We start from the raw sequence: 22,015 nt of genomic DNA, 5'->3' as shown, positions 1-22,015 counted from the left end.
CCGGCCACCCTCATACGGAGAATCCGAGCCATGACCGAGAGCACCACCATCCGCTGGGAACAGGACGAGACCGGCGTCGTCACCCTCGTACTGGACGACCCCAATCAGTCCGCCAACACCATGAACCAGGCCTTCAAGGACTCCATCGCCGCCATCGCGGACCGCGCCGTGGCCGAGAAGGACTCCATCCGCGGCATCATCTACACCTCCGCCAAGAAGACCTTCTTCGCGGGCGGCGACCTCAAGGACATGATCCAGGTCGGCCCCGAGCTCGCCCAGCAGGCCTTCGACACCGGCACCGCCATCAAGAACTCGCTGCGCCGCATCGAGACCCTGGGCAAGCCGGTCGTCGCCGCCATCAACGGCGCGGCCCTGGGCGGCGGTTACGAGATCGCGCTCGCCTCGCACCACCGCGTCGCCCTCGACGCCCCCGGCTCCAAGATCGGCCTTCCCGAGGTCACGCTCGGCCTGCTCCCGGCCGGTGGCGGAGTCACCCGCACCGTACGCCTCATGGGCATCACGGACGCCCTGCTCAAGGTGCTGCTCCAGGGCACCCAGTACTCCCCGCGGCGCGCCCTGGAGAACGGCCTCGTCCACGAGGTCGCCGCCACGCCCGAGGAGATGCTGGCCAAGGCGCGCGCCTTCATCGACGCCCACCCCGAATCTCAGCAGCCCTGGGACGTCAAGGGCTACAAGATCCCCGGCGGTACGCCCTCGAACCCCCGGTTCGCCGCCAACCTGCCTGCGTTCCCCGCCAACTTGAAGAAGCAGCTCCAGGGCGCGCCCTACCCGGCACCGCGCAACATCCTGGCGGCCGCCGTCGAGGGCTCCCAGGTCGACTTCGAGACGGCGCTGACCATCGAGGCCCGCTACTTCACCGAGCTGGTCACAGGGCAGACCTCGAAGAACATGATCCAGGCGTTCTTCTTCGACCTCCAGGCCGTCAACTCCGGTGCCAGCCGTCCGCGGGGGGTCGAGCCGCGCCCCGTCCGCAAGGTCGCGGTCCTCGGCGCCGGGATGATGGGCGCGGGCATCGCGTACTCCTGCGCGCGGGCCGGTATCGAGGTCGTCCTGAAGGACGTGTCGCTCGAAGCCGCCCAGAAGGGCAAGGCGTACTCCGAGAAGCTCCTCGCCAAGGCGCTCTCCCGTGGCCGTACGACGCAGGCGAAGCGCGACGAGCTGCTCGCCCGCATCACGCCGGCCGCCGACCCGCAGGCGGTGGCGGGCTGCGACGCCGTCATCGAGGCGGTCTTCGAGGACACCGCGCTCAAGCACAAGGTGTTTCAGGAGATCCAGGACCTCGTCGAGCCCGACGCGCTGCTGTGCTCCAACACCTCGACGCTGCCGATCACTTCACTCGCCGAGGGCGTCTCGCGGCCGACCGACTTCATTGGCCTGCACTTCTTCTCGCCCGTGGACAAGATGCCGCTGGTCGAGATCATCAAGGGTGGCCGCACCGGCGACGAGGCGCTGGCCCGCGCCTTCGACCTGGTGCGCCAGATCAACAAGACGCCGATCGTCGTGAACGACTCGCGGGGCTTCTTCACCTCGCGGGTCATCGGCCACTTCATCAACGAGGGCGTCGCCATGGTCGGCGAGGGCATCGAGCCCGCGTCCATCGAGCAGGCCGCGGGCCAGGCCGGCTACCCGGCCAAGGTCCTGTCCCTCATGGACGAGCTGACGCTGACCCTGCCGCGCAAGATCCGCAACGAGACGAAGCGCGCCGTCGAGGAAGCGGGCGGCGTCTGGCCCGGCCACCCCTCGGACGCGGTCATCGACAAGATGGTGGACGAGTTCGGCCGCACCGGCCGAAGCGGCGGCGCGGGGTTCTACGAGTACGGCGAGGACGGCAAGCGGGGGCGGCTGTGGCCGGGCCTGCGCGAGCACTTCGGCAAGCCGGGGTACGAGATCCCGTTCGAGGACATGAAGGAGCGGATGCTCTTCTCGGAGTCCCTGGACACCGTTCGCCTCTTCGAGGAAGGCGTCCTCACCTCGGTCGCCGACGCCAACATCGGCTCCATCATGGGCATCGGCTTCCCCGCCTGGACCGGCGGCGTCATCCAGTACATCAACGGCTACGAGGGCGGCCTGCCGGGCTTCGTGGCCCGCGCCCGCGAACTGGCGGAGCGCTACGGCGAGCGCTTCCAGCCGCCGGCGCTGCTGGTCGAGAAGGCGCGGAAGGGGGAGAAGTTCACGGACGCGTGAGGTTCGGCGACGCGTGAGGTGCGGGTGGGGCGGAGGCATTGGCCGCCCCGCCCCACTCGGGCCGGGTCAGGACTCGTCGGCGTACCGGGTGCGCAGTTCCTCCTTGAGGGAGCGCTGGAACGCGGTCACCAGCGCCTGCACCACCATCGGCTGCATGTGGGCCGAGAGCGACTTCATGGCCTCGACCGCCTCCGGATCGCGCTCCCGCTCCCGGTAGGGCCCCCACACCTCGTCCTGGAACAGCCGGGTCAGCTCCTTCGCCGCCGCCCGGGTGTGTTCGAGGACCACCGTGCGCGCCGCCAGGATCGTCTCGTGCGCGATGGGTACGTCCAGGAGCTGGACGCCCAGGGCGAGGAGCCCCGGGTCCACCCGGAAGGCGTCGGGCGAGCCGGGAACGCGCTCCAGCACGTCCATCGCCGCGAGGCGGTCGATGTCGTCGGCCGACAGTGCCCGGCCCGCGCGCCGCTCCAGCTCCGCGCGCGTCGCGTCGTCGGCGGAATCCGGTGCCCAGGAGGCCACCACGGCGCGGTGGATGGCGAGGTCGTGCGCGCTCAGGTCGGCGGGCAGCCGCTGAAGGTAGCGCTCGATCGCCGCCAGCGTCATCCCGTGGTGCTGAAGCTCCTCGATGAGCGCGAGCCGGGACAGGTGGGCCCGGCCGTAGCGGCCGACGCGGCGCGGCCCGATCACGGGTGGGGGCAGCAGGCCGCGCGTGCTGTAGAAGCGGACCGTCCGCACGGTGACTCCGGCCCGCGCCGCCAGCTCGTCGACCGTGAGGGTCGGTTCCTCGGTCTCCGTCGCCATGGCCGTGCCTCGCTTCCCCGGTGTTCCCGGCCGCCGCTGGGCGCGGCCGATCCGGTGCAACAGTATTGCTGTCGCACCATAGTTGTGAAAGTGCCTGGGGAGGGCGGCCGGGAACGGGCGGTGCGCCGGGTACCGGCGGGCCATCGCGGCGGGCTGCCAGGAGGCCCGACCCGCGCGGCAACTGCCGCCGGGCCGGGCCGAGTTGGCTCAGGCGCCGGATGGGTTCATCCGCGGGCTGGGCTCAGACGCAGGACGAGAAGCTGGTGCTGGTGTTCGCGATGTACATCGTCGCGCCGCCGCTCGGGTCGTCCTTCAGCGGGACGGTGACCGTGTCGTCGGCGGTCCAGGGGAAGCCGTGCGCGTCGAAGGTCCAGGTGCCGGTGACCTTGCGCGCCAGGACCGACAGGGTCACCCAGCCGTAGTTCTTGGCCGGCACGGGCACCGTGACACTGTTGTTGACGCTGGTCGATCCGCTCCAGGTGCTCTGGAAGGAGAGCTGCGAGGTCACGTTCGCCGACACTCCGGGCAGGTTGCCGGTGCCGAAGCTCGCCGACATCGTGTCGCCGATCGTGTTGGACCAGCCGGTTTCGTTGGTCACCGAGAAGGCCTGCGAGATGGTTCCGCTGGTGTTGTTGAACCAGACCGAGGACGCGCAGACGGTCGGCAGGGGAGCGGCGGGCGCCTCGTTCTTCACCGACCAGGTGCAGGACGAGGTGTCCTTCTGGCAGCGGGTGGCGGCGTGGTCGACGGCCAGGTTCCGGGCCCCGGTGGGTGCGGTCCACTGCTGGTTCTGCCCGCCGTGGCAGACGGACAGACCGGTCCACGCGTCGTCGTACTGGGCGCTGGCGGTGAGGTCGAGACACTGGTCGTCGTCCTCGTGCCGGATCAGGTACGAGTTGGCGGCCCCGGCGACCGGCTCCAGATACCAGCGCTGGCTGGACTGGCCCTGGCAGGTCTGCTGGCGCAGGGCCGGCCAGCCGGTGTCGATGCACTTGCCCGTCGCGTTGTTCACGATGGTGAAGGAGGAGTCCTTCGGATTGACGCTCAGGCGCCAGGACTGGTGGTAGCCGGGCGCCGAGTTGGTGACGATGAAGGCACCGTCGCCCGTCGAACCGTTCTGTACGTCGAGCGCCCGGTTGTTGCTCAGGGAAGTGAAGCTCGCGCACTGGACCGGGGTGGTGCAGGTCCCGTCGGCGTGAGCGGTGCCCGTCATCGACGGCGACAGCGCGATCCCCAGGGCGACACAGCAGGTCGCCAGGAGGGCGGCCAGCATCCGCAGGTGGGCGGTGGCGCGGTGTCTGGGGGGATGGTTCGTGGCTAATGACATGGGTCGGTCCTTGTCTGTTGGGTGATGGTGAGGTCAGGCGGAGGCGAACGCGGCTTCCAGGCGCGGTACGTAGTCCACGAGGTCCTGGGCCCAACAGCCGTACTCGTGGCCGCCGTTGCAGTGCGTTCCCCAGGTGGAACCGTTCGCGTAGTCCACGTAGTGGTACGGGTATCCGAGGGCGTCCAGGTGCTCCTTGGCGTGCTGTGCCGCTGACTGGGCCCAGAACTCCATGTTCGCGGGATCGCCGTTGCCGTTACCGGTGTAGATCGCGATGCCCATGCCGGCCAGCGGGCTCATGTGGGCGCTGGGGTCGGCCTCGTTCCAGCGCCAGTCGCCGTTGAACACCGGGTACGGCGTGCCGAAGATCGCGTCGCTGGACACCGTGGGGCCGAAGTTGAGCGAGCAGGTGGGGGAGCTGGAACCGCACAGCGGCGCACCGGCGTTGGTCAGCGTGGCGACGACGGCGGCGCGCATGACCAGGTGGTCCACCGAGAGGTCGTCGGCGCCCGACAACGTGGCGACCTGGCCGAACAGCTCAGGATGGCGCTGGGCGTAGTGCAAGGCGCCGAAGCCGCCCATGGAGAGTCCGCCGATGGCCCGCTGCTGTTTGGTGGCGAGGGTGCGCAGGTTCGCGTCGATGAAGGGGATCACCTGCTTGACGTGGAAGGTCTCCCAGTTCTGTGCGCCCGCGGCGGTGCTCTGGTCGAGCCAGTCGGTGTACCAGCCCCGCAGTCCGCCGTCCGGGATGACCGTGATCACCGAGGTGGCCGCGGTGAGAGCGGGATAGGCCAGGTTCGGGTTGGCCGGATCGTCGGAGGCGCCGTGCAGGAAGTAGAAGACCGGGTAGCGCTGGGCGGGGTTCGCCGCGTAGCCGGTCGGCAGCAGGATCCGGATGTGGTGCTCCCCGGCGACCTGGTCCGTCTTGACGGTGATCACGAAGTTGGTGGCGGTGCCGGTGGCCGCGCCCACCTGGGTCAGGCCGAACCCGTCGGCGAGCGGTGGTGGACCCGGGGCATCGGCGTGCGCGGACGGCGCGGCGAGCAGGAGGAGCGCGGTTCCCATCGCGGCGACCGTCGCCTTCAGGCGCAGCAGCGCGGGGAGGCCTCTGCCTCCGCCCCGCCCGGCCTTCACGGCGCACCCCCGGCACTGTCGACCCGTATCTCGCTGGTACGGAGCTTCATGAAAAAACCTCCCCCTGCAGAACCGGCTACTGGACCGCGATCGGCCACGCCCGCAATCGGACGCAGCGTGACCTGTCGCGCACCATAGCCATTTCTAGAACGCGTTTCTATAAGAAGGTTCTAATCCGGCCAATGGATGGCGTGGTCCGTCCGCCCCGCGACCCCGCCTCGGGGCCCGCCCGTGCCGCCCGTTCTGTCGCGTTGCGGCACGACACCTGACGGGCCGTCGCGATACCTGATGGATCGTCATATTCGTGCTCTCGTCGCCCAGTCGTCCCGCTGTCGTACCCCTGTCATAAGATCAGGAGTGCGACAGCGCGGGCCGTGGAGCCCGGGGCGCGTGAGTGAGAGAAGGTGCCAGGCGTGAATCTCCTCCCCATCAATGTGGGACCGCTCAATCCCGAGGTACCGGATCTCCTGCTCGGCCTGGTGGTGTTCGCGCTCTGCTTCTGGATGCTCGCGGGCGTTCTGCTGCCCCGCCTCAAGCGCACCCTGGAGGAGCGCGAGGCGCTCACCACGGGCCGCACGCACGAGGCCGAAGCCGTGCTCGCGGAGGCGGCGGAGGTGCGCGCGCGGTACGAGGCCGAGCTCGCCGGGGCGCGCCACGAGGCGGCCCGCATCAGGCAGCAGGCCAAGGAGGACGGCACCGCCGCGATAGCAGCGGCCCGCGCCGAGGGCATCCGCGAGCGGGACGAGATCCTCGCCGCCGGTACCGCGGACATCGCCGCGGCGCGCGCGGCGGCCGATGCCGAGCTGCGCCCTTACGTCCACGTCCTGGCCACCGAGCTGGCCGGCCGGATCCTCGGCGAGGCGCTGCCGGCCCCGGCCGGGCGCTGAGCGGACTCGTGACCACGCCCCCGGCGGGCTGACCTCGCCGGGGGCGTACTCCCCTTTATCGCCAAGGGCGTGCTCCCCTGCGTCGCCGGGGCGGGCTTCGTGTGGAGTGGGATCGCCGCTCATCGTGGGTGGACGGTGATCCGGGCCCTCCTGTGCCTTCGCCGTCCGGGTGATCGCATACTGGAATCCCCAAGAGCCCCGGCAATGCACCACAGCCCCGTCAGTCCCAGAGAGCCCGGCCATGACCCACCGCGACGCAGCACCCGTGCCGCCCCCGCCCGGCGGCGTGCTGTGGAGCCTGGCCGGGGACGTCAGGATGCTGCTCACCCTGCCCGCCGCACTCACGATGCAGGTCGCGCACCCCGCGGTGGGCGCGGGCGTCGACCAGCACTCGGTGTTCCGCGCCGACCCGTGGGGGCGCGGAGAGCGCTCCCTGCGCTCCTTGCAGCTCTGGGTGTACGGGGGCGAGCGGGCCGCCGAGGAGGGGCGCCGGCTGCGTCGGCTGCACAAGGTCATCCAGGGCACGGACGCCACAGGCCGCCGCTACCACGCGCTCACGCCCGCCTACTACGCGTGGGTGCACGCCACCGGATACCCCGTGTTCGCGCACGCCCAGCAGTACATCGGCCGTCCCTTCACCGACGCACAGCACCGCGAGCTGTACGCGGAGTGGCTCCAGGTCGGCCGGATCCTGGGCATCCACGACCGGGACATGCCCCAGACCATCGAGGAGTTCTGGCCCTACTACCGCAAGGTCCTCGCCGACGAGATCGCCGACAATGTGGTGGTCGAGGAACTGGTCGCCACCGACCGGCCGGTCCCGCCCCCCGATCGCGGTCCGCTCGCGCTGCGGCTGGCCCTGAGAGTGCTCTGGCCGGTGCTGCTGCCACCGCTCGCACGCTTCAGGCGGTTCGTCACCATCGGGTTCATGCCGCCGGACGCACGCCAGGCGATCGGGCTCGACTGGACGGACGAGCAGGAGCGGAAACTGCGCCGCTTCGGCCGGGTGGTGCGGGCCGTCGTCCCCGTACTGCCGGAGCGGCTGCGCTACCTGCCGCTCGCCCGCCGGGCCAGGGCGGAGTTCCGGCATTCCGTGCACCGCCGCGCATGATCCGGCTGAGGGCTGAGGGCTGAGGGCTGAGGGCTGAGGGCTGAGGGCTGAGGGCTGAGGGCTGAGGGCTGGCGGCTGAGGGCTCCTGCTCAGGCCGAAGCGCGTCGGATCAAGGTGGTCGGGGTGATCACCGAAGCCGGTGGAGCCGCCTCGGTGTCGCGCTGGTCGAGTCCGCGCAGCAGCAGCCGTGCCATCAGGCGACCCATCTCCACTATCTCCTGACGTACGGTCGTCAGCGGCGGATCGGTCGCCTCCGCCACCGACGCCATGTCGTCGAAACCCACCAGCGCGACATCCTCCGGCACCCGCCGACCGCGCTCCCTCAGCATCCGCAACGCACCCGAGGCCATGAGGTCGTTGGCGGCGAACACGGCGTCCAAGTCCGGTCTGCGCGCGAGCAGTTCGGCCATCGCGCGGGCCCCGCTCCCGGGCGTGAACGCCCCCTCGGCCATCAGCGCCGGATCCGCTTCGGGCAGCATGTCGCGGTACCCGTCGAGGCGGTCCATCGATGCCGTCTGGTCGAGCGGGCCCGCGATGTGCGCGATGCGCCTGCGGCCGATCGAGAGCAGATGGCGGACGGCCTCACGTGCTCCGCCCCGGTTGTCGGCGTCGACGTAGGGCACGGCCGTGGGCCAGCCGGGCCGGCCGCCGTAGACCGTCAGCATTCCGGAGCCGCGGGCGATGGCGGGCAGCGGATCCTCGTCGTGCAGCGAGAAGGCGAGCGCTCCGTCGACATGGCCGCCGGTCAGGTAGCGGGCCACCCGCCCGTAGTCCGCGGCACCTTCGACGAGCAGGAGCACCAACTGGGTGTCATGCGCGGTGAGTTCCTGGCTGATGCCGCGGATCTGCTGGGAGAAGAAGGGGTCGGAGAAGAACCGGGTCTCCGGCTCGGCGACGATCACGGCGACCGCGCCGGTGCGGCGGGTGACGAGTGACCGCGCCGCCGGGTTGGGAACGTAACCCAGCTCCTCGACCGCCTGGCGCACCTTGGCGACGAGGGGCGCGCGTACGCCCGTGCCACCGTTGACGACCCGGGACGCGGTCGCCCGGGACACCCCGGCGCGCGCCGCGACGGCTTCGAGCGTGGGACGCGTCCCGAAGTGCTGCTCGGCCAAGGCGAGTTCTCCTCATGAGAGCGGATCCGAGCCAGCGTATCGGGTACCCGTGGGGCAAAGGAGGCGGACGGACTCCCCTTTCCACGCCCAGGCGGGACGGGCACCCGCCCCACGTCCGCATCGTGCGGGGGTGGCTGCATGGTTCGGTCCGTGCCGCGTCGGGCGGCGCATGGCTCGGCCGCGACCGGCCGGGGGCGGGCGGAAGAGTCCGGTCGCTCTCCGCCCGCCCCCGGCCGCGCTCGCGTCAGCGTCCGCCGTGTGCCGAATGCGACTCGGAGATCTTCTTCCACGACTTCGGCTCGACGGCCTTGGACGCCCCGGCCGACGGGCCGGACGCGGCCCCGCTGCTCGCGGACCGGACCGTGAATTTGGCCTTCGCCGCCGCCGAGGGGGACGGCTTGGCCGGCTGGAAGAGCCAGGTGTCGAAGAGCGCGGCGAGCGGCTTGCCCGAGATCTTCTCCGCGTACGAAACGAAGTCGCCCACCGCCGCGTTGCCGTAGGCGTGCTCCGCCGGCCAGCCCTTGAGGATCTTGAAGAAGGACGCGTCGCCGACCGTGTTGCGCAGTGCCTGGATGGCCACCGCGCCCCGGTCGTAGACGGCCGCGTCGAACTGGTTGTCCGGGCCCGGGTCGCCCGGCTTCACCTTCCAGAACGGGTCGTCGGCGGGGTGCTGCGCGTACACCCAGTCCGCCAGCTGCTGCGCGGTGCCGTCACCCTCCTTCTCCGACCAGAGCCACTGGGCATACGATGCGAAGCCCTCGTTGTCCCAGATGTCCTTCCATCCCTTGACCGAGACGCTGTCGCCGTACCACTGGTGCGCCAGCTCGTGCACGACCACCGACACGTTGGCGCCGTTCGCGAACTGCGCGGGGCTGTAGAACGGGCGCGTCTGCGTCTCCAGCGCGAAGTGGCTCGGCACGTTCGGGACGTATCCGCCGAGCGCGTTGAAGGGATACTTGCCGAAGATGCTCTCCAGCCACTCGGCGACGTCCTTGGTGCGCTCGACGCTGGCGCGCACGGCACCCTCGTTGTCGCCGAGGTCCTTGCTGTAGGCGTTGAGGACCGGGAGCCCGCTCGCGGTCTTGTCGGTCGTGATGTCGAACTTGCCGACGGCGAGCGTGGTCAGGTAGGACGCCTGCGGCTTGTTGGAGCGCCAGTTGTACGTTGTCCAGCCCAGCTTCGAACTCTGGCTCTGCAGAACGCCGTTGCTGATGGCCTGGGTGCCGTCCGGCACCTTGACCGACACGTCATAGGTGGCCTTGTCCAGCGGGTGGTCGTTGGACGGGAACCACCACACCGCGGAATCCGGCTCCTGGGCCGCCACCCCGCCGTCCGGGGTGCGCTGCCACGCGGTCCAGCCGTCGACCTTCAACTCGGAGGGCTTGCCCGCGTACTTCACCACCACGGTGATGGAGCGGCCCTTCGGCAGCGGGGAGGCGGGCGTGATCTCCAACTCGTGGCTGCCTGACTTGGCGAAGGCCGCCTTGGCGCCGTTCACCCGCACCTCGCTCACCGCGAGACCGAAGTCCAGGTTGAAGCGGGAAAGGTCCTGCTGGGTGGTGGCCAGCAGCGTGGCCGTGCCCTCCAACAGGTCCGTAGCGGGCTGGTACCTGAGCTTCAGGTCGTAGTGCGAGACGTCGTATCCGCCGTTGCCGCTGGCCGGGTAGTAGGGGTCGCCGATGCCCGGGGCGCCCGGAGTGAAGTCCGCGGCCGACGCCGGGATCACCAGCAGCAGGGAGGCGGCGAGGACGCTCGGGGCGATGATTCTGCGGTACACGAGAGCTCCAGGAAGTAGGGGTCGTCGTGGGGTGAACGATCTCTTCGGACCCTATTCAGCCCCGGCCGCTCCGGTCATGTCCATGGCCCCTCATGTCACACGATCGCCATTCGGCCGACATGTTGACTTGTGCGTCTTCGGCCGCTTTGATTCCTCGACTGCCCTCTTTTGTACGGGAGTTGACCGGAGTACCGTCCGTCCATGTCGATACGCATGGGTAGCCGCCTGAGGACACGATCCTTCAGGCCCCCCGGATCACGGTCCCCCAGATCATTCGTCTTCGCGGCCGTGGCCGCCCTGGCCGCGGTGCTGATCGCCCCGGCGGGCGCACAGGCGGCCCACCTCCGGGAGAGCCAGCCGGTCTATTCGTACGAGAACGCCATCCGCGAGGCCGTGTGGGTGGACACCGGTCTGGACGGCGACGGGGACGGGAAGACCGACCGGGTGGCGGTCGACATCGTCCGGCCGCGCGAGCCCGCGCAGCAGGGCCGCAAGATACCGGTCATCATGGACGCGAGCCCCTACTACTCGTGCTGCGGCCGCGGCAACGAGAGCCAGTTGAAGACGTACGACGCGAACGGCGCCATCGTGCAGATGCCGCTCTATTACGACAACTACTTCGTGCCGCGCGGCTACGCCTTCGTCGGCGTGGACCTGGCCGGAACCAACCGCTCGGACGGCTGCGCGGACGTCGGCGGCCGCTCCGACGTCCAGTCCGCCAAGGCCGTCATCGACTGGCTCAACGGCCGCGCCCGCGCCTACACCTCGCGCACCGGCACCGAGCGCGCCACCGCCGGCTGGAGCAACGGCCGCACCGGCATGATCGGCAAGAGCTGGGACGGCACCATCGCCAACGGGGTGGCCGCCACCGGCGTCGCGGGCCTCAAGACGATCGTGCCGATCAGCGCCATCTCGTCCTGGTACGACTACTACTTCGCCAAGGGCGCGCCGCTGTACGACGGCGGCCCCGCCGATCTGGCCGGCCTCGTCGACAGCCCGGCCGCGCAGAAGCGCTGTGCCGCCGAGCAGCAGAAGCTCATCGACGGCTCCCCGCGCAGCGGCGACTGGACCAGTCTGTGGTCCGAACGGGACTATGTGCGCCAAGCCGGCAACGTGAAGGCCAGTGTCTTCGTTGTACACGGCATGCAGGACCTCAACGTCCGTACGAAGAACTTCGGCCAGTGGTGGGACGCGCTCGCCGCCAACGGGGTCGAGCGGAAGATCTGGCTGTCGCAGACCGGCCACGTCGACCCGTTCGACTACCGGCGCGGTGCCTGGGTGGACACCCTCCACCAGTGGTTCGACCACTATCTGCTCGGCTACGACAACGGCATCGAACACCGGCCGATGGCCGACATCGAGCGCCACCCCGACCAGTGGAGCACCGATGCCGTCTGGCCCCCCGCCGGCACCGCGACGACCGCGGTGAACCCGGTGAGCGGTCCGGCCCCCGGCGTCGGAGGGCTCGCACTGAGCCCCGCGCCCGCCGGAACGACCTCGACGTTCACAGACAACCCGGCTCTGGACGAGACGAGTTGGGCCGCCCAGATCGACAAGTCGACGCCGGACAAGTCGGGCTTCGTCACCCAGCCGCTCACCCGGGACCTGCGGGTGTCCGGCTCGTCCAAGGTGACCGTCACCGCCACGCCGACGACCAGCAGCGCCTACCTGTCGGCGGTCCTCGTCGACCTCGGACCCGACACCATCCGCAACTACGCTGGAGCGCACGAAGGTATCGTCACCGGCACCGACCGCACCTGCTGGGGCGCCAGCACGGCCGGTGACAGCTCCTGCTATCTGACGACCTCGGCGGACAAGACCGCGGTCGGCTACACCGTCTTCAGTCGCGGCTGGGCCGACCTCGGCAACTACGCCTCCGACCTCAAGGGCGTCCCGCTCACCCCGGGCAAGCCGTACACGATCACCCTCGACCTGGCCGCGACCGACCACGTCGTCCCGGCCGGCCACCGGCTTGCGCTGATCGTCGCGGGCACCGACAAGGACCTCATCGACCCGCCGGCCAGCAGGCCGACCCTCACCCTGGATCTGGCGCGCACGGCGGCGAAGGTTCCGTTCGTGGGCGGCCCGTGGGCGTTCGTACGGGCCACCTCCGGTACGCGTCCGCAGGCCCAAACGGGCGGTTCGGTGGCACCCAGGGGTGTTCCGGTCCCGCGCCTGACGCAGCGGTTGCCCGGGGACGTCCGCCGGTGAGAGCGGGCCTGGTGCTGCTGGGGGTGACGGCGGCCGCGCTCGCCGTCCCCCTGGCCACCGCGCCCGTGGCGGCGGGTTCCGCCGTGCCCCGGACCGGCTTCGAGAGCAGCCACGGGGCTCACTGGACCAGCCGGTCTCAGGAGCAGACGTTCCTCGCCGAGGTGGACCGGCTCAGCGAGCGGACCTCGGTACGCAAGATCGGCACCACCCGGCAGGGCCGCCCGCTGCAAGAAGTACGCATCGGCGGCGGACACACCACCGACACCGTGCTTCTCGTATGCACTCAGCACGGTAACGAACCGTCAGGACGCGAAGCCTGTCTCACCACGATCCGTGATCTCGCCCTGACCAAAGACCGCACGACGCTGCGCTTCCTGGAGCGCACCACGGTCGTGGTCATCCCGACCGCCAACCCGGACGGCCGGGCCGCCGACACCCGGGAGAACTCCGAGGGCGCCGACATCAACCGCGACCACATGGCCCTGAAGACCGCAGAGGCTCGGGCCGTGGCCTCGGTCCTGCGCGACCGGCACCCCGACGTCATCTACGACCTGCACGAGTACCGGGCCACGCCCAAGGTCTACGACAAGGACCTCTTCGACCTCTGGCCGCGCAACCTCAACACTGCCCCGAAGGTTCACCAGGAGGCGCGGAACCTGTCCGCCGACTACGTCCGCCGGACGGCGCGGGAGGCGGGCTACCGCACCGGCACCTACGGCATCTGGACCGACCCCGACACCGGCGCCCCCGTCAAACAGGTGGCGGGGGACGGCCAGGAGCGGATCCTGCGCAACACGGCGGGCGTCAAGCACGCGGTCGCCCTGCTCATCGAGAGCCGCGCGGATGCGATGACCGAGGCGGAGAAGGCGGACCCCGCGGTCAACCAACGGCGCCGGGTGGATTCCCAACTGGCCGGGCTACGCGGTCTTTTCACCTTCATGGCGGAGCGCCGGGCCTCCATTGAGGCGGCCACGGGCGCGGCCCGCGTCGCCGGGTATCGCGACCGGGGGCCGGTCTACCTCGGCGGTGCGGACAACGCCCGCCCGGCCCCCGGCGAGATCCTCGTGCGTCCGCCCTGCGGCTACCACCTCAACCCCGCGCAGTACGCACAGGTCGATGACCAACTCGCCCTGCACGGAGTCCAGTTGAGGCGCACGACCGACGGCGGCGCCTTCGTGCCCGTGCGCCAGTCCCTGCGCGCCCTGGTGCCGCTGCTGCTCGACGGGCGCGCCCGGTACCGGCTGACCGCGGCCGAGCCCGTCGAGCGCTGCTGAGTCAGCGGGGCGGCCGGGGCGCGGGGGAGGCGGCGGCAAGGGCCGCCGCCTCCTCGGCGCAGCCCCAGGCCACCGTGACCCCGGCGCCGCCGTGCCCGTAGTTGTGGACCAGCACCCCGCCGTGCGCCGTGGTTTCACGCTCGATGCGGACGCCGGAGGTCCGCGCCGGACGCAGTCCCACGCGGTGGGCAAGCACACGTGCTCCGGCGATTTCGGGGCGCACCAGCGCACAGCGGGCGACGATCCGCTCGGCCGTCGCCGGATCGGGCGCCCGGTTCCAGCTGTCCTCCTCGGCGGTGCCGCCGAGGATCAGCCCGTACGGCTGCGGAAAGAAGTACGTGGACTGCGGACCGTCGTCCTCCACCGAGGTGTACCAGTTGTGGACCCCGGGATTCTCCACCACCACCAACTGACCGCGTACCGGCCGGACTTCGAGGTCCGGTACCAGATCCCGGGCGTCGAGGCCCGTGCAGTTGACCACGGTCGGCGCATCCGGAAGGCGCTCGGCCTCCCGTGTCTCGAACGTCCCTCCGGCCGCCGTCAGCCGCCGCTCCAGCCAGCCAAGAAAGACCGGCATGTCGATCAGCGGAAGCCTGGCTCGGAGCCCCCGGGGCTCCTCCCGCAGGCCGGGCACCTTGGCCGCCCACGGCCCGAGATCAGCGAGCCGGGCCCCCTCGTGCAGGCCCTCGACCAGTCGCACGCCGGTCTCGTCCGGCCGTCCGGCCAGCTCCTCGTACACGCGCAGGGAGGCCAACGCCCAGGCACCGACGCGCACTTCGGGATCGATGCGGTACGGCCACCACAGGCCACCCGCCGTCGCGGACGTCGTGTCCCGCGTCTGCTCCCGGCGCCAGACCCGAACCCGGTGCCCGGACTCGGCCAGGACGATCGCCGTCGTCAGCCCGATGATCCCGCCGCCCACCACGATCACGTCGCTGCTCATAGCGGGACGGTAGCTCATGGCGGCACCCGTGGCGGGGCTGGTGCGCCGACGTCAGGGGGGTGGGCGCGGCCTGGCGGTGATCAGTTGTCCGGTTGGCCGACGCCTTCCAGTGCTTCGGAGATCACCTTCAGCACGGGGGCGGGTTGATCGCGCAAGTAGAAGTGCCCGCCAGGAAATTGACGTACCGTCACATCCATTGTGGTGTGCTCCCGCCATGCGTCGAGTTCCCCGAACGTGATCGTGTCGTCGCGGCCGCCGAGCACCGTGAGCGGCACGGCCAGCGGCTCCTGCGGTCGCCAGGAGTACGTCTCCAGGACGCGGTAGTCGTCCCGCAGCGGGCCGACCACCAGCGCCCGCAGCTCCGCCGAGTCCAGTACCTCCCGCGGGATGCCGCCGTGGATGCTCGCCACCCGCTCGATCAGCTCGTCGTCGGCCAGACCGTGCAGCGGGTCCGAGACCCGCGGGTGACGACGGTGCGGCGCCGGGTAACCGGACACGATCAGCCGGGCGGGCAGCGGCCGGCCCGCCGCGCGCAGGGCGCGGGTGATCTCGTACGCGATGAGCGCCCCCAGGCTGTGCCCGAAGAAGACGTACGGCGTCCCGCTCAGCGGCACCTCGGCGAGGAACGCCGCAACCAGCGCGTCAAGCGAGCCGAACCCCGGCTCGACGAAACGCGAACCGCGGCCCGGCAGCTGCACGGCCCGCAAGTCGGCGTCCGGCAGGTCACGGGCCCAGCGCAGGTATTCCGTGGCCGAGCCGCCCCCGTGCGCGAAGCAGTACACCGTGGGGGCGCCGGGGCGCGGCGCCCCGCCGACGAGCCAGCGTGGTGACGCGGCGGTGTTCATGGTGTGCGGACCTCCAGGAAAGCGGTCGGGTCAGTCGGACGGTGGGCCGGGGCCGGTCGGTGGCGTCGAACGGTCCCGGGGCGGGTGCCACGGCTGATCCTGTCGGAGGCGGGGCCCGCAAGGCCAGGGGGCGCCGGGGCGTGCCCGGCGACGGCTTAAGATCGGTCACCTCATGACTGCAACTCTCGTCGCCAAGGACCTCGCCGCCGGCCACGGCGACCGCACCCTGTTCGCCGGACTCGACCTGGTGGTCGCCCCCGGCGACGTCATCGGCCTCGTCGGCCCCAACGGCGCGGGCAAGTCCTCCCTGCTCCGCCTGCTCGCCGGGCTCGACACCCCCGAACGGGGCGAGCTGCGGCTCTCCCCGCCCGGCGCCACCGTCGGCCACCTTCCGCAGGAGCCCGACCGGCGCCCCGGCGAGACGATCCGCGCGTTCCTGGCCCGCCGCACCGGGGTCGCCGCCGCCCAGGAAACGATGGACACCGCCACCCAGGCGCTGGTCGACGGGGCCCCGGGCTCCGACGACGCGTACGCCGACAGCCTGGAGCGCTGGCTGGCGCTCGGCGGCGCCGACCTGGACGAGCGGGCCGAGGAGGTCGCCGTCTCGCTCGGCCTGACCACCGGCCTGGATCAGCCCATGACCGCGCTCTCCGGCGGCCAGGCCGCCCGCGCCGGCCTCGCGTCGCTGCTCCTGTCCCGCTACGACGTCTTCCTTCTCGACGAGCCGACCAACGATCTCGACCTGGACGGCCTGGACCGGCTCGAAGCGTTCGTGAAGGGGCTGCGCGCGGGCACGGTCGTCGTGAGCCACGACCGCGAGTTCCTGGCCCGCACCGTCACCAAGGTGCTCGAACTCGATCTCGCCCAGCAGCAGATCAACCTGTACGGCGGCGGCTACGAGGCCTACCTCGAAGAGCGCGACACCGCGCGCCGCCACGCGCGCGAGGACTACGAGGAGTACGCCGACAAGCGCTCCGCCCTCGAAGGCCGCGCCCAGATGCAGCGCTCGTGGATGGACAAGGGCGTCAAGAACGCCCGCCGCAAGGCCACCGACAGCGACAAGCTCGGAAAGAAGTTCCGCAGCGAAGCCAGCGAGAAGCAGGCCTCCAAGGCCCGCCAGACCCAGCGCATGATCGAGCGCCTCGATGTCGTGGAGGAGCCCCGCAAGGAGTGGGAGCTGCGCATGGAGATCGCCTCGGCCCCCCGTTCCGGCGCGGTCGTCGCCACCCTGCGCGGCGCCGAGGTGCACCGCGACGGGTTCACCTTCGGGCCCGTCTCGCTCCAGATCGACTGGGCCGACCGCGTGGCCATCACCGGTGCCAACGGCTCCGGCAAGTCGACCCTGCTCGCCGCCCTCCTCGGCAGGCTCCCGCTGGACGCGGGCCACGCCTCGCTCGGCTCGGGCGTGGTCGTCGGCGAGGTGGACCAGGCGCGCGGCCTGTTCCTGGGCGAGGAGTCGCTGCTCGACGCGTTCTGCGCCGCGGTCCCCGACACGGAGCCGGCGGAGGTCCGCACCCTGCTCGCCAAGTTCGGTCTCAAGGCACACCACGTGCTGCGCACCGCTGCCTCGCTGTCGCCGGGCGAGCGCACCCGCGCCGCGCTCGCCCTGCTCCAGGGCCGGGGAGTCAACCTGCTGGTCCTCGACGAGCCGACCAACCACCTGGACCTGCCCGCGATCGAGCAGCTGGAGTCCGCCCTCGACTCGTACTCGGGCACCCTGCTCCTGGTGACCCATGACCGGCGCATGCTCGACGCGGTGCACACCACCAGGCGTCTGGTGGTGGCGGACGGCCAGGTTACCGAGCACTGACCCCGCGCCCGGCCGGGCGGGGCACCACCGCCGACCGGCACGCCAACGAGGGCCGGGCGCACGTCGGTTGACGTGTGCCCGGCCCTCGTCGTTGACCCCTCTCAGCGCCCGCCGCGGCCCTTCGGGTCGAGCAGGCCCGCCTTGCGCAGGGCGTCCGCCATCGCGCTGTTGGCGGGAGCCGGCGCCGAGGCGCGGCCCTGGCCGCCGCTCTGCCTGCCGCCACCGCGCATCTCGCCGCCGCCCTGCCGACCGCCGCCCCGCGTCTCGCCGCCGCCGTTGCCACGGCGCTGCTGCGGAGGGCGCCCTCCCTGGCCCTTGTCCTGACCGCCCCGCTCGCCGCGTTCCCGCTTGGGCGCGCCGCCCGGCGCGGCCGCGTCGTCGTCCAGCCGCAGGGTCAGCGAGATCCGCTTGCGCGGCACATCGACGTCGAGGACCTTCACCTTGACGATGTCACCCGGCTTGACCACCTCGCGCGGGTCCTTCACGAACGTCTTCGACAGCGCCGAGACGTGCGCGAGCCCGTCCTGATGCACGCCGATGTCGATGAAGGCGCCGAACGCCGCCACGTTGGTGACGACCCCCTCAAGGACCATGCCGGAGGCCAGGTCGCCGATCTTCTCGACGCCCTCCTTGAAGGTGGCCGTCTTGAAGGCCGGGCGCGGGTCGCGCCCCGGCTTCTCCAGCTCGCGCAGGATGTCCGTCACGGTGGGCAGACCGAAGGTCTCGTCCACGAAGTCGTTGGGCCGCAGCGAGCGCAGCACCCCCGTGTTGCCGATGAGGGAGGCCACCTCGCTGCCGACCGTCTTCACCATTCGCCGCACCACCGGATACGCCTCGGGGTGCACGCTGGAGGCGTCCAGCGGATCCTCGCCGTCACGGATCCGCAGGAAGCCCGCGCACTGCTCGTACGCCTTCGGGCCGAGCCGCGCCACGTCCTTGAGGGCCCGGCGGGAACGGAACGGGCCGTTGGCGTCGCGGTGCGCCACGATGTTCTCGGCGAGGTTCGACCCGATGCCCGAGACCCGCGAAAGCAGCGGCGCGGAGGCGGTGTTGACGTCGACGCCCACGCCGTTCACACAGTCCTCGACCACCGCGTCCAGCGAGCGCGACAGCTTCACCTCGGACAGGTCGTGCTGGTACTGGCCGACGCCGATGGACTTCGGGTCGATCTTCACCAGCTCGGCGAGCGGGTCCTGCAGGCGCCGGGCGATGGAGACGGCGCCGCGCAGCGACACGTCCATGTCCGGGAACTCCTGCGAGGCGAACGCCGAAGCCGAGTACACCGAAGCGCCCGCCTCCGACACCATCACCTTGGCGAGGTTCAACTCCGGGTGCTTGGCGATGAGTTCACCGGCGAGCTTGTCGGTCTCGCGGGAGGCGGTGCCGTTGCCGATGGCGATCAGCTCGACCGCGTGCTCCTGGCAGAGCGCGGCCAGCTTGGCCAGCGCCTGGTCCCACTTGTTCGCGGGGACGTGCGGGTAGATCACGTCCGTCGCGACGGCCTTGCCGGTCGCGTCGATCACCGCCACCTTCACGCCCGTACGGAAACCGGGGTCCAGGCCCAGCGTGGCGCGCGTACCGGCCGGGGCGGCGAGCAGCAGGTCCCGCAGGTTGGACGCGAAGACGCGCACCGCCTCGTCCTCGGCGGCGGTGCGCAGCCGCAGCCGCAGGTCGATGCCGAGGTGCACCAGGATGCGGGTGCGCCAGGCCCAACGCACCGTGTCCGCAAGCCACTTGTCGCCGGGGCGGCCCCGGTCGTTGACGCCGAAGCGGCGCGCCACCATGTTCTCGTACGTCGAGGGGCCCGGCTCGGCCGACGGCTCCTCGGGCTCCAGGACCAGGTCGAGGACGTCCTCCTTCTCGCCGCGCAGCATCGCGAGGACCCGGTGCGAGGGCAGCGCGGTGAACGGCTCGGTGAAGTCGAAGTAGTCGGCGAACTTGGCGCCCGCCTCCTCCTTGCCCTCGCGCACCTTCGCCGCGAGGCGGCCCTTGGTCCACATGCGCTCGCGCAGCTCACCGATGAGGTCGGCGTCCTCCGAGAACCGCTCGGCGAGGATGGCGCGGGCGCCCTCAAGCGCGGCCGCCGGATCGGCGACGCCCTTGTCCGCGTCCACGAACGCGGCGGCCGCGACGAGCGGTTCCGTCGACGGGTCACCGAGCAGGCCGTCGGCCAGCGGCTCCAGGCCCGCCTCGCGCGCGATCTGCGCCTTGGTGCGGCGCTTCGGCTTGAACGGCAGGTAGATGTCCTCCAGGCGGGCCTTGGTGTCGGCGGCCCGGATCTGCGCTTCGAGGGAGTCGGTGAGCTTGCCCTGCTCGCGCACCGACTCAAGCACCGCCGTACGGCGGTCCTCCAGTTCCCGCAGATAGCGCAGCCGCTCCTCGAGGGTGCGAAGCTGCGCGTCGTCGAGCATCTCGGTCGCTTCCTTGCGGTAGCGCGCGATGAACGGGACAGTGGACCCGCCGTCGAGCAGCTCGACGGCGGCCTTCACCTGCCGCTCCCGTACGCCGAGTTCCTCGGCGATCCTGCCTTCGATGGACGTCGTCACGTTGCCGTACCGCCTTCTCGCTGAGCCTGAGGCGCCATTGTGGCAGGCGGCACCGGCAATCGACGATCAGCCCTTGCCGACGAGGTCCCCCGGGAAGCCGCCCGCCAGCGCCGCGGTCACCAGGAACCCCTTGGCGAGTTCGGTGAGCCGCGCCACGTCCTGCTCGCCGAGGAGTTCGTACGGGGCGAGGTCCAGACGGTCGGTGCGGTCCTCCAGGTCGGCGCGCAGCGCCACCCCCGCCGCGGTCAACTCGCCGTCGGCGTCGAGCAGTCCGCGCTCGCGCAGCCGCTCGGCGGCCGCGTCCCAGTCCGACCGCTGCCAGCCGCGCGTGGTCAGCACCCAGCGGGGCGCCATGCCCTTGCCGGTCGCGGTGTGGCTGACCAGGGCCTCCAGCGGGTCCAGGCCGAGTTCGAGCAGCGCGGCGAGGTGGCCGTCGCCCCGGTGCTCGCGCAGCAGGGTCGCCGCGTGCCACAACGCGAGGTGCGGCTGCTCGGGCACCGGCAGGTCGGCGTGCGCGGCGTACAGCGGCCGGGCGTGCCGGGTACAGCCCTCGGTGGCGCGCAGCGCGAGCCGCGCCGCCTCGGCCATCTCGTCCGAGTCCACCGCCTCCTCGCCGAGCAGTCGGCGCAGCGTGCTGTCGACGGCCCGCAGCCGCGCCTGAAGGACGGCCTCGGGGGACGCGGTCCGCCACACGGCGGGCAGGTGGCGGGCGATCAGGTCGTGGCGGAAGTTGTAGAACGCGGCCGCCACGACGCCGGGTCCCACGGCGCCCATCGCGGCCGCCCGCCCCGCGAAGTAGGCGGCGCTGGGGTCCTCGATGCCGATCCCGGCGAGCTCCTTGGCGACGTCCGGCGAGAAGTAGACCGTGGCGTGCAGCGAGTTGAGGGGACTGTGGCAGTGGCGTCCGGCGCGCGGCGGGAGAGAGGTCATACCAGCACGTTACCGACTGGTCGGTACGCCGTGAAGGGGCAGGGTCCAACGAGGTGCGCGATGGCAGGATAGGTGGGATTCTCGTCATTGCGGCCATCACGGCGAGGCCCAAGTATGGAGACATGAAGAAGCGCTCCGTGCTGGTCGTCCTCTTCGACGGCGTCCAGAGTCTCGATGTGACCGGGCCGGCCGAGGTGTTCGCCAGGGCCGGCAGCGCCCTGGGGGACCCCAGTGCCTACCGGCTGCGCTTCGCCTCGCTCGACGGCGCCCCGGTCGCCTCGCACAGCGGGCTGCGCCTGATGGCGGACCTCGCGCTCGCGGACGCCGAGGCGCCGGACGTCCTGCTCGTCCCAGGCGGCGATGGAGCCCGTCATCCCGACTCCCGGCTGATCGACTGGCTGAGGGAGCACGGCCCGCGCGCCCGCAGCCTCGTCTCCGTGTGCACCGGCGCACTGCTGCTGGCCGAGACCGGGCTGCTCGACGGGCGCCGGGCCACCACGCACTGGGCGGCCTGTGACCACATGGCCCGCGAGTACCCCGCGGTGCGCGTCGAGCCGGACCCGATCTTCGTGCGGGACGGCTCGATCGCCACCTCGGCCGGGGTCACCGCGGGGATCGACCTCGCGCTCGCCCTGGTGGAGGAGGATCACGGCCGGGACGTGGCCCTGACCGTGGCCCGTCAGCTGGTCGTGTTCCTGCGCCGCCCCGGCAACCAGGCCCAGTTCAGTGCGCAGCTCGCCGCGCAGACGGCCCGGCGTGAACCGCTGCGCGAACTCCAGCAGTGGATCACCGAGCATCCCGACGGCGATCTGTCGGTCGAGGCGCTCGCCGGGCGGGCCAGGCTCTCACCGCGCCACTTCGCCCGCGCCTTCCACGCCGAGACCGGCACGACGCCCGGCCGCTACGTCGAGCGGGTCCGCCTGGAACACGCCCGCCGCCTCCTCGAAGAAACCCCGGGCGGCGTCCAGGAGGTCTCCCGCGCGGCGGGCTACGGCACCCCCGAGGCGATGCGGCGCGCCTTCATCAAGAGCCTCGGAACGTCCCCCGCCGAATACCGGCGCCGCTTCCGCCCCGCCCCCGCCTGAACGCTCCCGCGGGAAGT

16 protein-coding genes are annotated in these 22,015 nt (G+C 71.4%); 7 read left to right on the top strand and 9 right to left on the bottom strand.

The annotated features are described in order from the left end of the window. The first annotated feature begins 30 nt into the window (after window positions 1-30). The gene (locus OG522_RS06010) at window positions 31-2,205 is read left to right on the top strand and encodes a 3-hydroxyacyl-CoA dehydrogenase NAD-binding domain-containing protein (RefSeq protein ID WP_329461887.1); all 2,175 of its coding nucleotides are present in this window, start codon (window positions 31-33) and stop codon (window positions 2,203-2,205) included. A 66-nt stretch (window positions 2,206-2,271) separates the two neighbouring features. Here the strand turns inward: OG522_RS06010 and OG522_RS06005 are convergent, their stop codons facing one another. The 3 genes from OG522_RS06005 to OG522_RS05995 form a co-directional block, all read right to left on the bottom strand. Next, on the bottom strand, window positions 2,272-3,006 hold the full coding sequence (locus OG522_RS06005; RefSeq protein ID WP_329461886.1) for a MerR family transcriptional regulator: 735 nt from the start codon (window positions 3,004-3,006) through the stop codon (window positions 2,272-2,274). 241 nt (window positions 3,007-3,247) lie between these two features. After that, window positions 3,248-4,333, bottom strand: a complete 1,086-nt coding sequence (locus tag OG522_RS06000; RefSeq protein WP_329461885.1) for an RICIN domain-containing protein — start codon at window positions 4,331-4,333, stop codon at window positions 3,248-3,250. A 33-nt stretch (window positions 4,334-4,366) separates the two neighbouring features. Next, the gene (locus OG522_RS05995) at window positions 4,367-5,395 is read right to left on the bottom strand and encodes an alpha/beta hydrolase (RefSeq protein ID WP_329461884.1); all 1,029 of its coding nucleotides are present in this window, start codon (window positions 5,393-5,395) and stop codon (window positions 4,367-4,369) included. A 482-nt stretch (window positions 5,396-5,877) separates the two neighbouring features. On the opposite strand from OG522_RS05995, the gene OG522_RS05990 reads away from it, so the two are divergent. Together OG522_RS05990 and OG522_RS05985 are read left to right on the top strand one after the other, a co-directional pair. Continuing rightward, on the top strand, window positions 5,878-6,351 hold the full coding sequence (locus tag OG522_RS05990) for a F0F1 ATP synthase subunit B family protein (protein ID WP_329461883.1): 474 nt from the start codon (window positions 5,878-5,880) through the stop codon (window positions 6,349-6,351). A 241-nt stretch (window positions 6,352-6,592) separates the two neighbouring features. Continuing rightward, a complete protein-coding gene (locus tag OG522_RS05985; protein WP_329461882.1) occupies window positions 6,593-7,462 on the top strand; it encodes an oxygenase MpaB family protein in 870 nt (289 codons plus the stop codon). Window positions 7,463-7,551: 89 nt separating this feature from the next. Here OG522_RS05985 and OG522_RS05980 read toward each other — a convergent pair whose 3' ends face one another. Together OG522_RS05980 and OG522_RS05975 are read right to left on the bottom strand one after the other, a co-directional pair. Beyond that, entirely contained in the window at window positions 7,552-8,577 is a 1,026-nt protein-coding gene (locus OG522_RS05980) for a LacI family DNA-binding transcriptional regulator (RefSeq protein ID WP_329461881.1), read from the bottom strand. 244 nt (window positions 8,578-8,821) lie between these two features. Further along, window positions 8,822-10,354: a M1 family metallopeptidase gene (locus OG522_RS05975; protein ID WP_329461880.1), complete on the bottom strand. Its 1,533-nt coding sequence runs from the start codon at window positions 10,352-10,354 to the stop codon at window positions 8,822-8,824. A 213-nt stretch (window positions 10,355-10,567) separates the two neighbouring features. Between OG522_RS05975 and OG522_RS05970 the strand changes: the two genes are divergently transcribed. Together OG522_RS05970 and OG522_RS05965 are read left to right on the top strand one after the other, a co-directional pair. Then, window positions 10,568-12,565, top strand: coding sequence for a Xaa-Pro dipeptidyl-peptidase (locus OG522_RS05970; RefSeq protein ID WP_329467501.1), 1,998 nt, complete (start codon window positions 10,568-10,570; stop codon window positions 12,563-12,565). Further along, window positions 12,562-13,839 (top strand): M14 family metallopeptidase, encoded by a 1,278-nt coding sequence (locus tag OG522_RS05965; RefSeq protein ID WP_329461879.1) that lies wholly within the window; start codon window positions 12,562-12,564, stop codon window positions 13,837-13,839. Before OG522_RS05970 ends, OG522_RS05965 begins: the two co-directional genes overlap by 4 nt. A gap of 1 nt (window position 13,840) precedes the next feature. Here the strand turns inward: OG522_RS05965 and OG522_RS05960 are convergent, their stop codons facing one another. Together OG522_RS05960 and OG522_RS05955 are read right to left on the bottom strand one after the other, a co-directional pair. After that, on the bottom strand, window positions 13,841-14,782 hold the full coding sequence (locus tag OG522_RS05960) for an FAD-dependent oxidoreductase (RefSeq protein WP_329461878.1): 942 nt from the start codon (window positions 14,780-14,782) through the stop codon (window positions 13,841-13,843). An 80-nt stretch (window positions 14,783-14,862) separates the two neighbouring features. After that, window positions 14,863-15,627 carry a thioesterase II family protein gene (locus OG522_RS05955; protein ID WP_329461877.1) on the bottom strand — a complete coding sequence of 255 codons (765 nt, stop codon included), beginning with the start codon at window positions 15,625-15,627 and terminating at the stop codon, window positions 14,863-14,865. 172 nt (window positions 15,628-15,799) lie between these two features. Here OG522_RS05955 and OG522_RS05950 point away from each other — a divergent pair, with 172 nt between their 5' ends. Then, window positions 15,800-17,437 (top strand): ABC-F family ATP-binding cassette domain-containing protein, encoded by a 1,638-nt coding sequence (locus OG522_RS05950; RefSeq protein WP_329461876.1) that lies wholly within the window; start codon window positions 15,800-15,802, stop codon window positions 17,435-17,437. Window positions 17,438-17,538: 101 nt separating this feature from the next. Here OG522_RS05950 and OG522_RS05945 read toward each other — a convergent pair whose 3' ends face one another. Together OG522_RS05945 and OG522_RS05940 are read right to left on the bottom strand one after the other, a co-directional pair. Next, complete coding sequence (locus tag OG522_RS05945; protein ID WP_329461875.1) at window positions 17,539-19,983, bottom strand: Tex family protein; 2,445 nt, start codon at window positions 19,981-19,983, stop codon at window positions 17,539-17,541. 66 nt (window positions 19,984-20,049) lie between these two features. After that, window positions 20,050-20,913 (bottom strand): SCO6745 family protein, encoded by an 864-nt coding sequence (locus OG522_RS05940; RefSeq protein WP_329461874.1) that lies wholly within the window; start codon window positions 20,911-20,913, stop codon window positions 20,050-20,052. 122 nt (window positions 20,914-21,035) lie between these two features. On the opposite strand from OG522_RS05940, the gene OG522_RS05935 reads away from it, so the two are divergent. Next, complete coding sequence (locus OG522_RS05935) at window positions 21,036-21,998, top strand: GlxA family transcriptional regulator (protein ID WP_329461873.1); 963 nt, start codon at window positions 21,036-21,038, stop codon at window positions 21,996-21,998. The last annotated feature ends 17 nt before the right edge of the window (window positions 21,999-22,015 follow it).

The sequence above is a fragment of the Streptomyces sp. NBC_01431 genome (assembly GCF_036231355.1).
Classification (GTDB): domain Bacteria; phylum Actinomycetota; class Actinomycetes; order Streptomycetales; family Streptomycetaceae; genus Streptomyces.
This window is presented reverse-complemented; position numbering and strand designations above follow the sequence as displayed.

What these genes read in the sequence shown, in the direction of transcription:
- OG522_RS06010 (WP_329461887.1), top strand. Translation starts at nt 31, where the DNA reads ATGACCGAGAGCACCACCATCCGCTGGGAACAGGACGAGACCGGCGTC.
- OG522_RS06005 (WP_329461886.1), bottom strand. Translation starts at nt 3,006, where the DNA reads ATGGCGACGGAGACCGAGGAACCGACCCTCACGGTCGACGAGCTGGCG.
- OG522_RS06000 (WP_329461885.1), bottom strand. Translation starts at nt 4,333, where the DNA reads ATGTCATTAGCCACGAACCATCCCCCCAGACACCGCGCCACCGCCCAC.
- OG522_RS05995 (WP_329461884.1), bottom strand. Translation starts at nt 5,395, where the DNA reads ATGGGAACCGCGCTCCTCCTGCTCGCCGCGCCGTCCGCGCACGCCGAT.
- OG522_RS05985 (WP_329461882.1), top strand. Translation starts at nt 6,593, where the DNA reads ATGACCCACCGCGACGCAGCACCCGTGCCGCCCCCGCCCGGCGGCGTG.
- OG522_RS05970 (WP_329467501.1), top strand. Translation starts at nt 10,568, where the DNA reads ATGGGTAGCCGCCTGAGGACACGATCCTTCAGGCCCCCCGGATCACGG.
- OG522_RS05960 (WP_329461878.1), bottom strand. Translation starts at nt 14,782, where the DNA reads ATGAGCAGCGACGTGATCGTGGTGGGCGGCGGGATCATCGGGCTGACG.
- OG522_RS05955 (WP_329461877.1), bottom strand. Translation starts at nt 15,627, where the DNA reads ATGAACACCGCCGCGTCACCACGCTGGCTCGTCGGCGGGGCGCCGCGC.
- OG522_RS05950 (WP_329461876.1), top strand. Translation starts at nt 15,800, where the DNA reads ATGACTGCAACTCTCGTCGCCAAGGACCTCGCCGCCGGCCACGGCGAC.
- OG522_RS05940 (WP_329461874.1), bottom strand. Translation starts at nt 20,913, where the DNA reads ATGACCTCTCTCCCGCCGCGCGCCGGACGCCACTGCCACAGTCCCCTC.
- OG522_RS05935 (WP_329461873.1), top strand. Translation starts at nt 21,036, where the DNA reads ATGAAGAAGCGCTCCGTGCTGGTCGTCCTCTTCGACGGCGTCCAGAGT.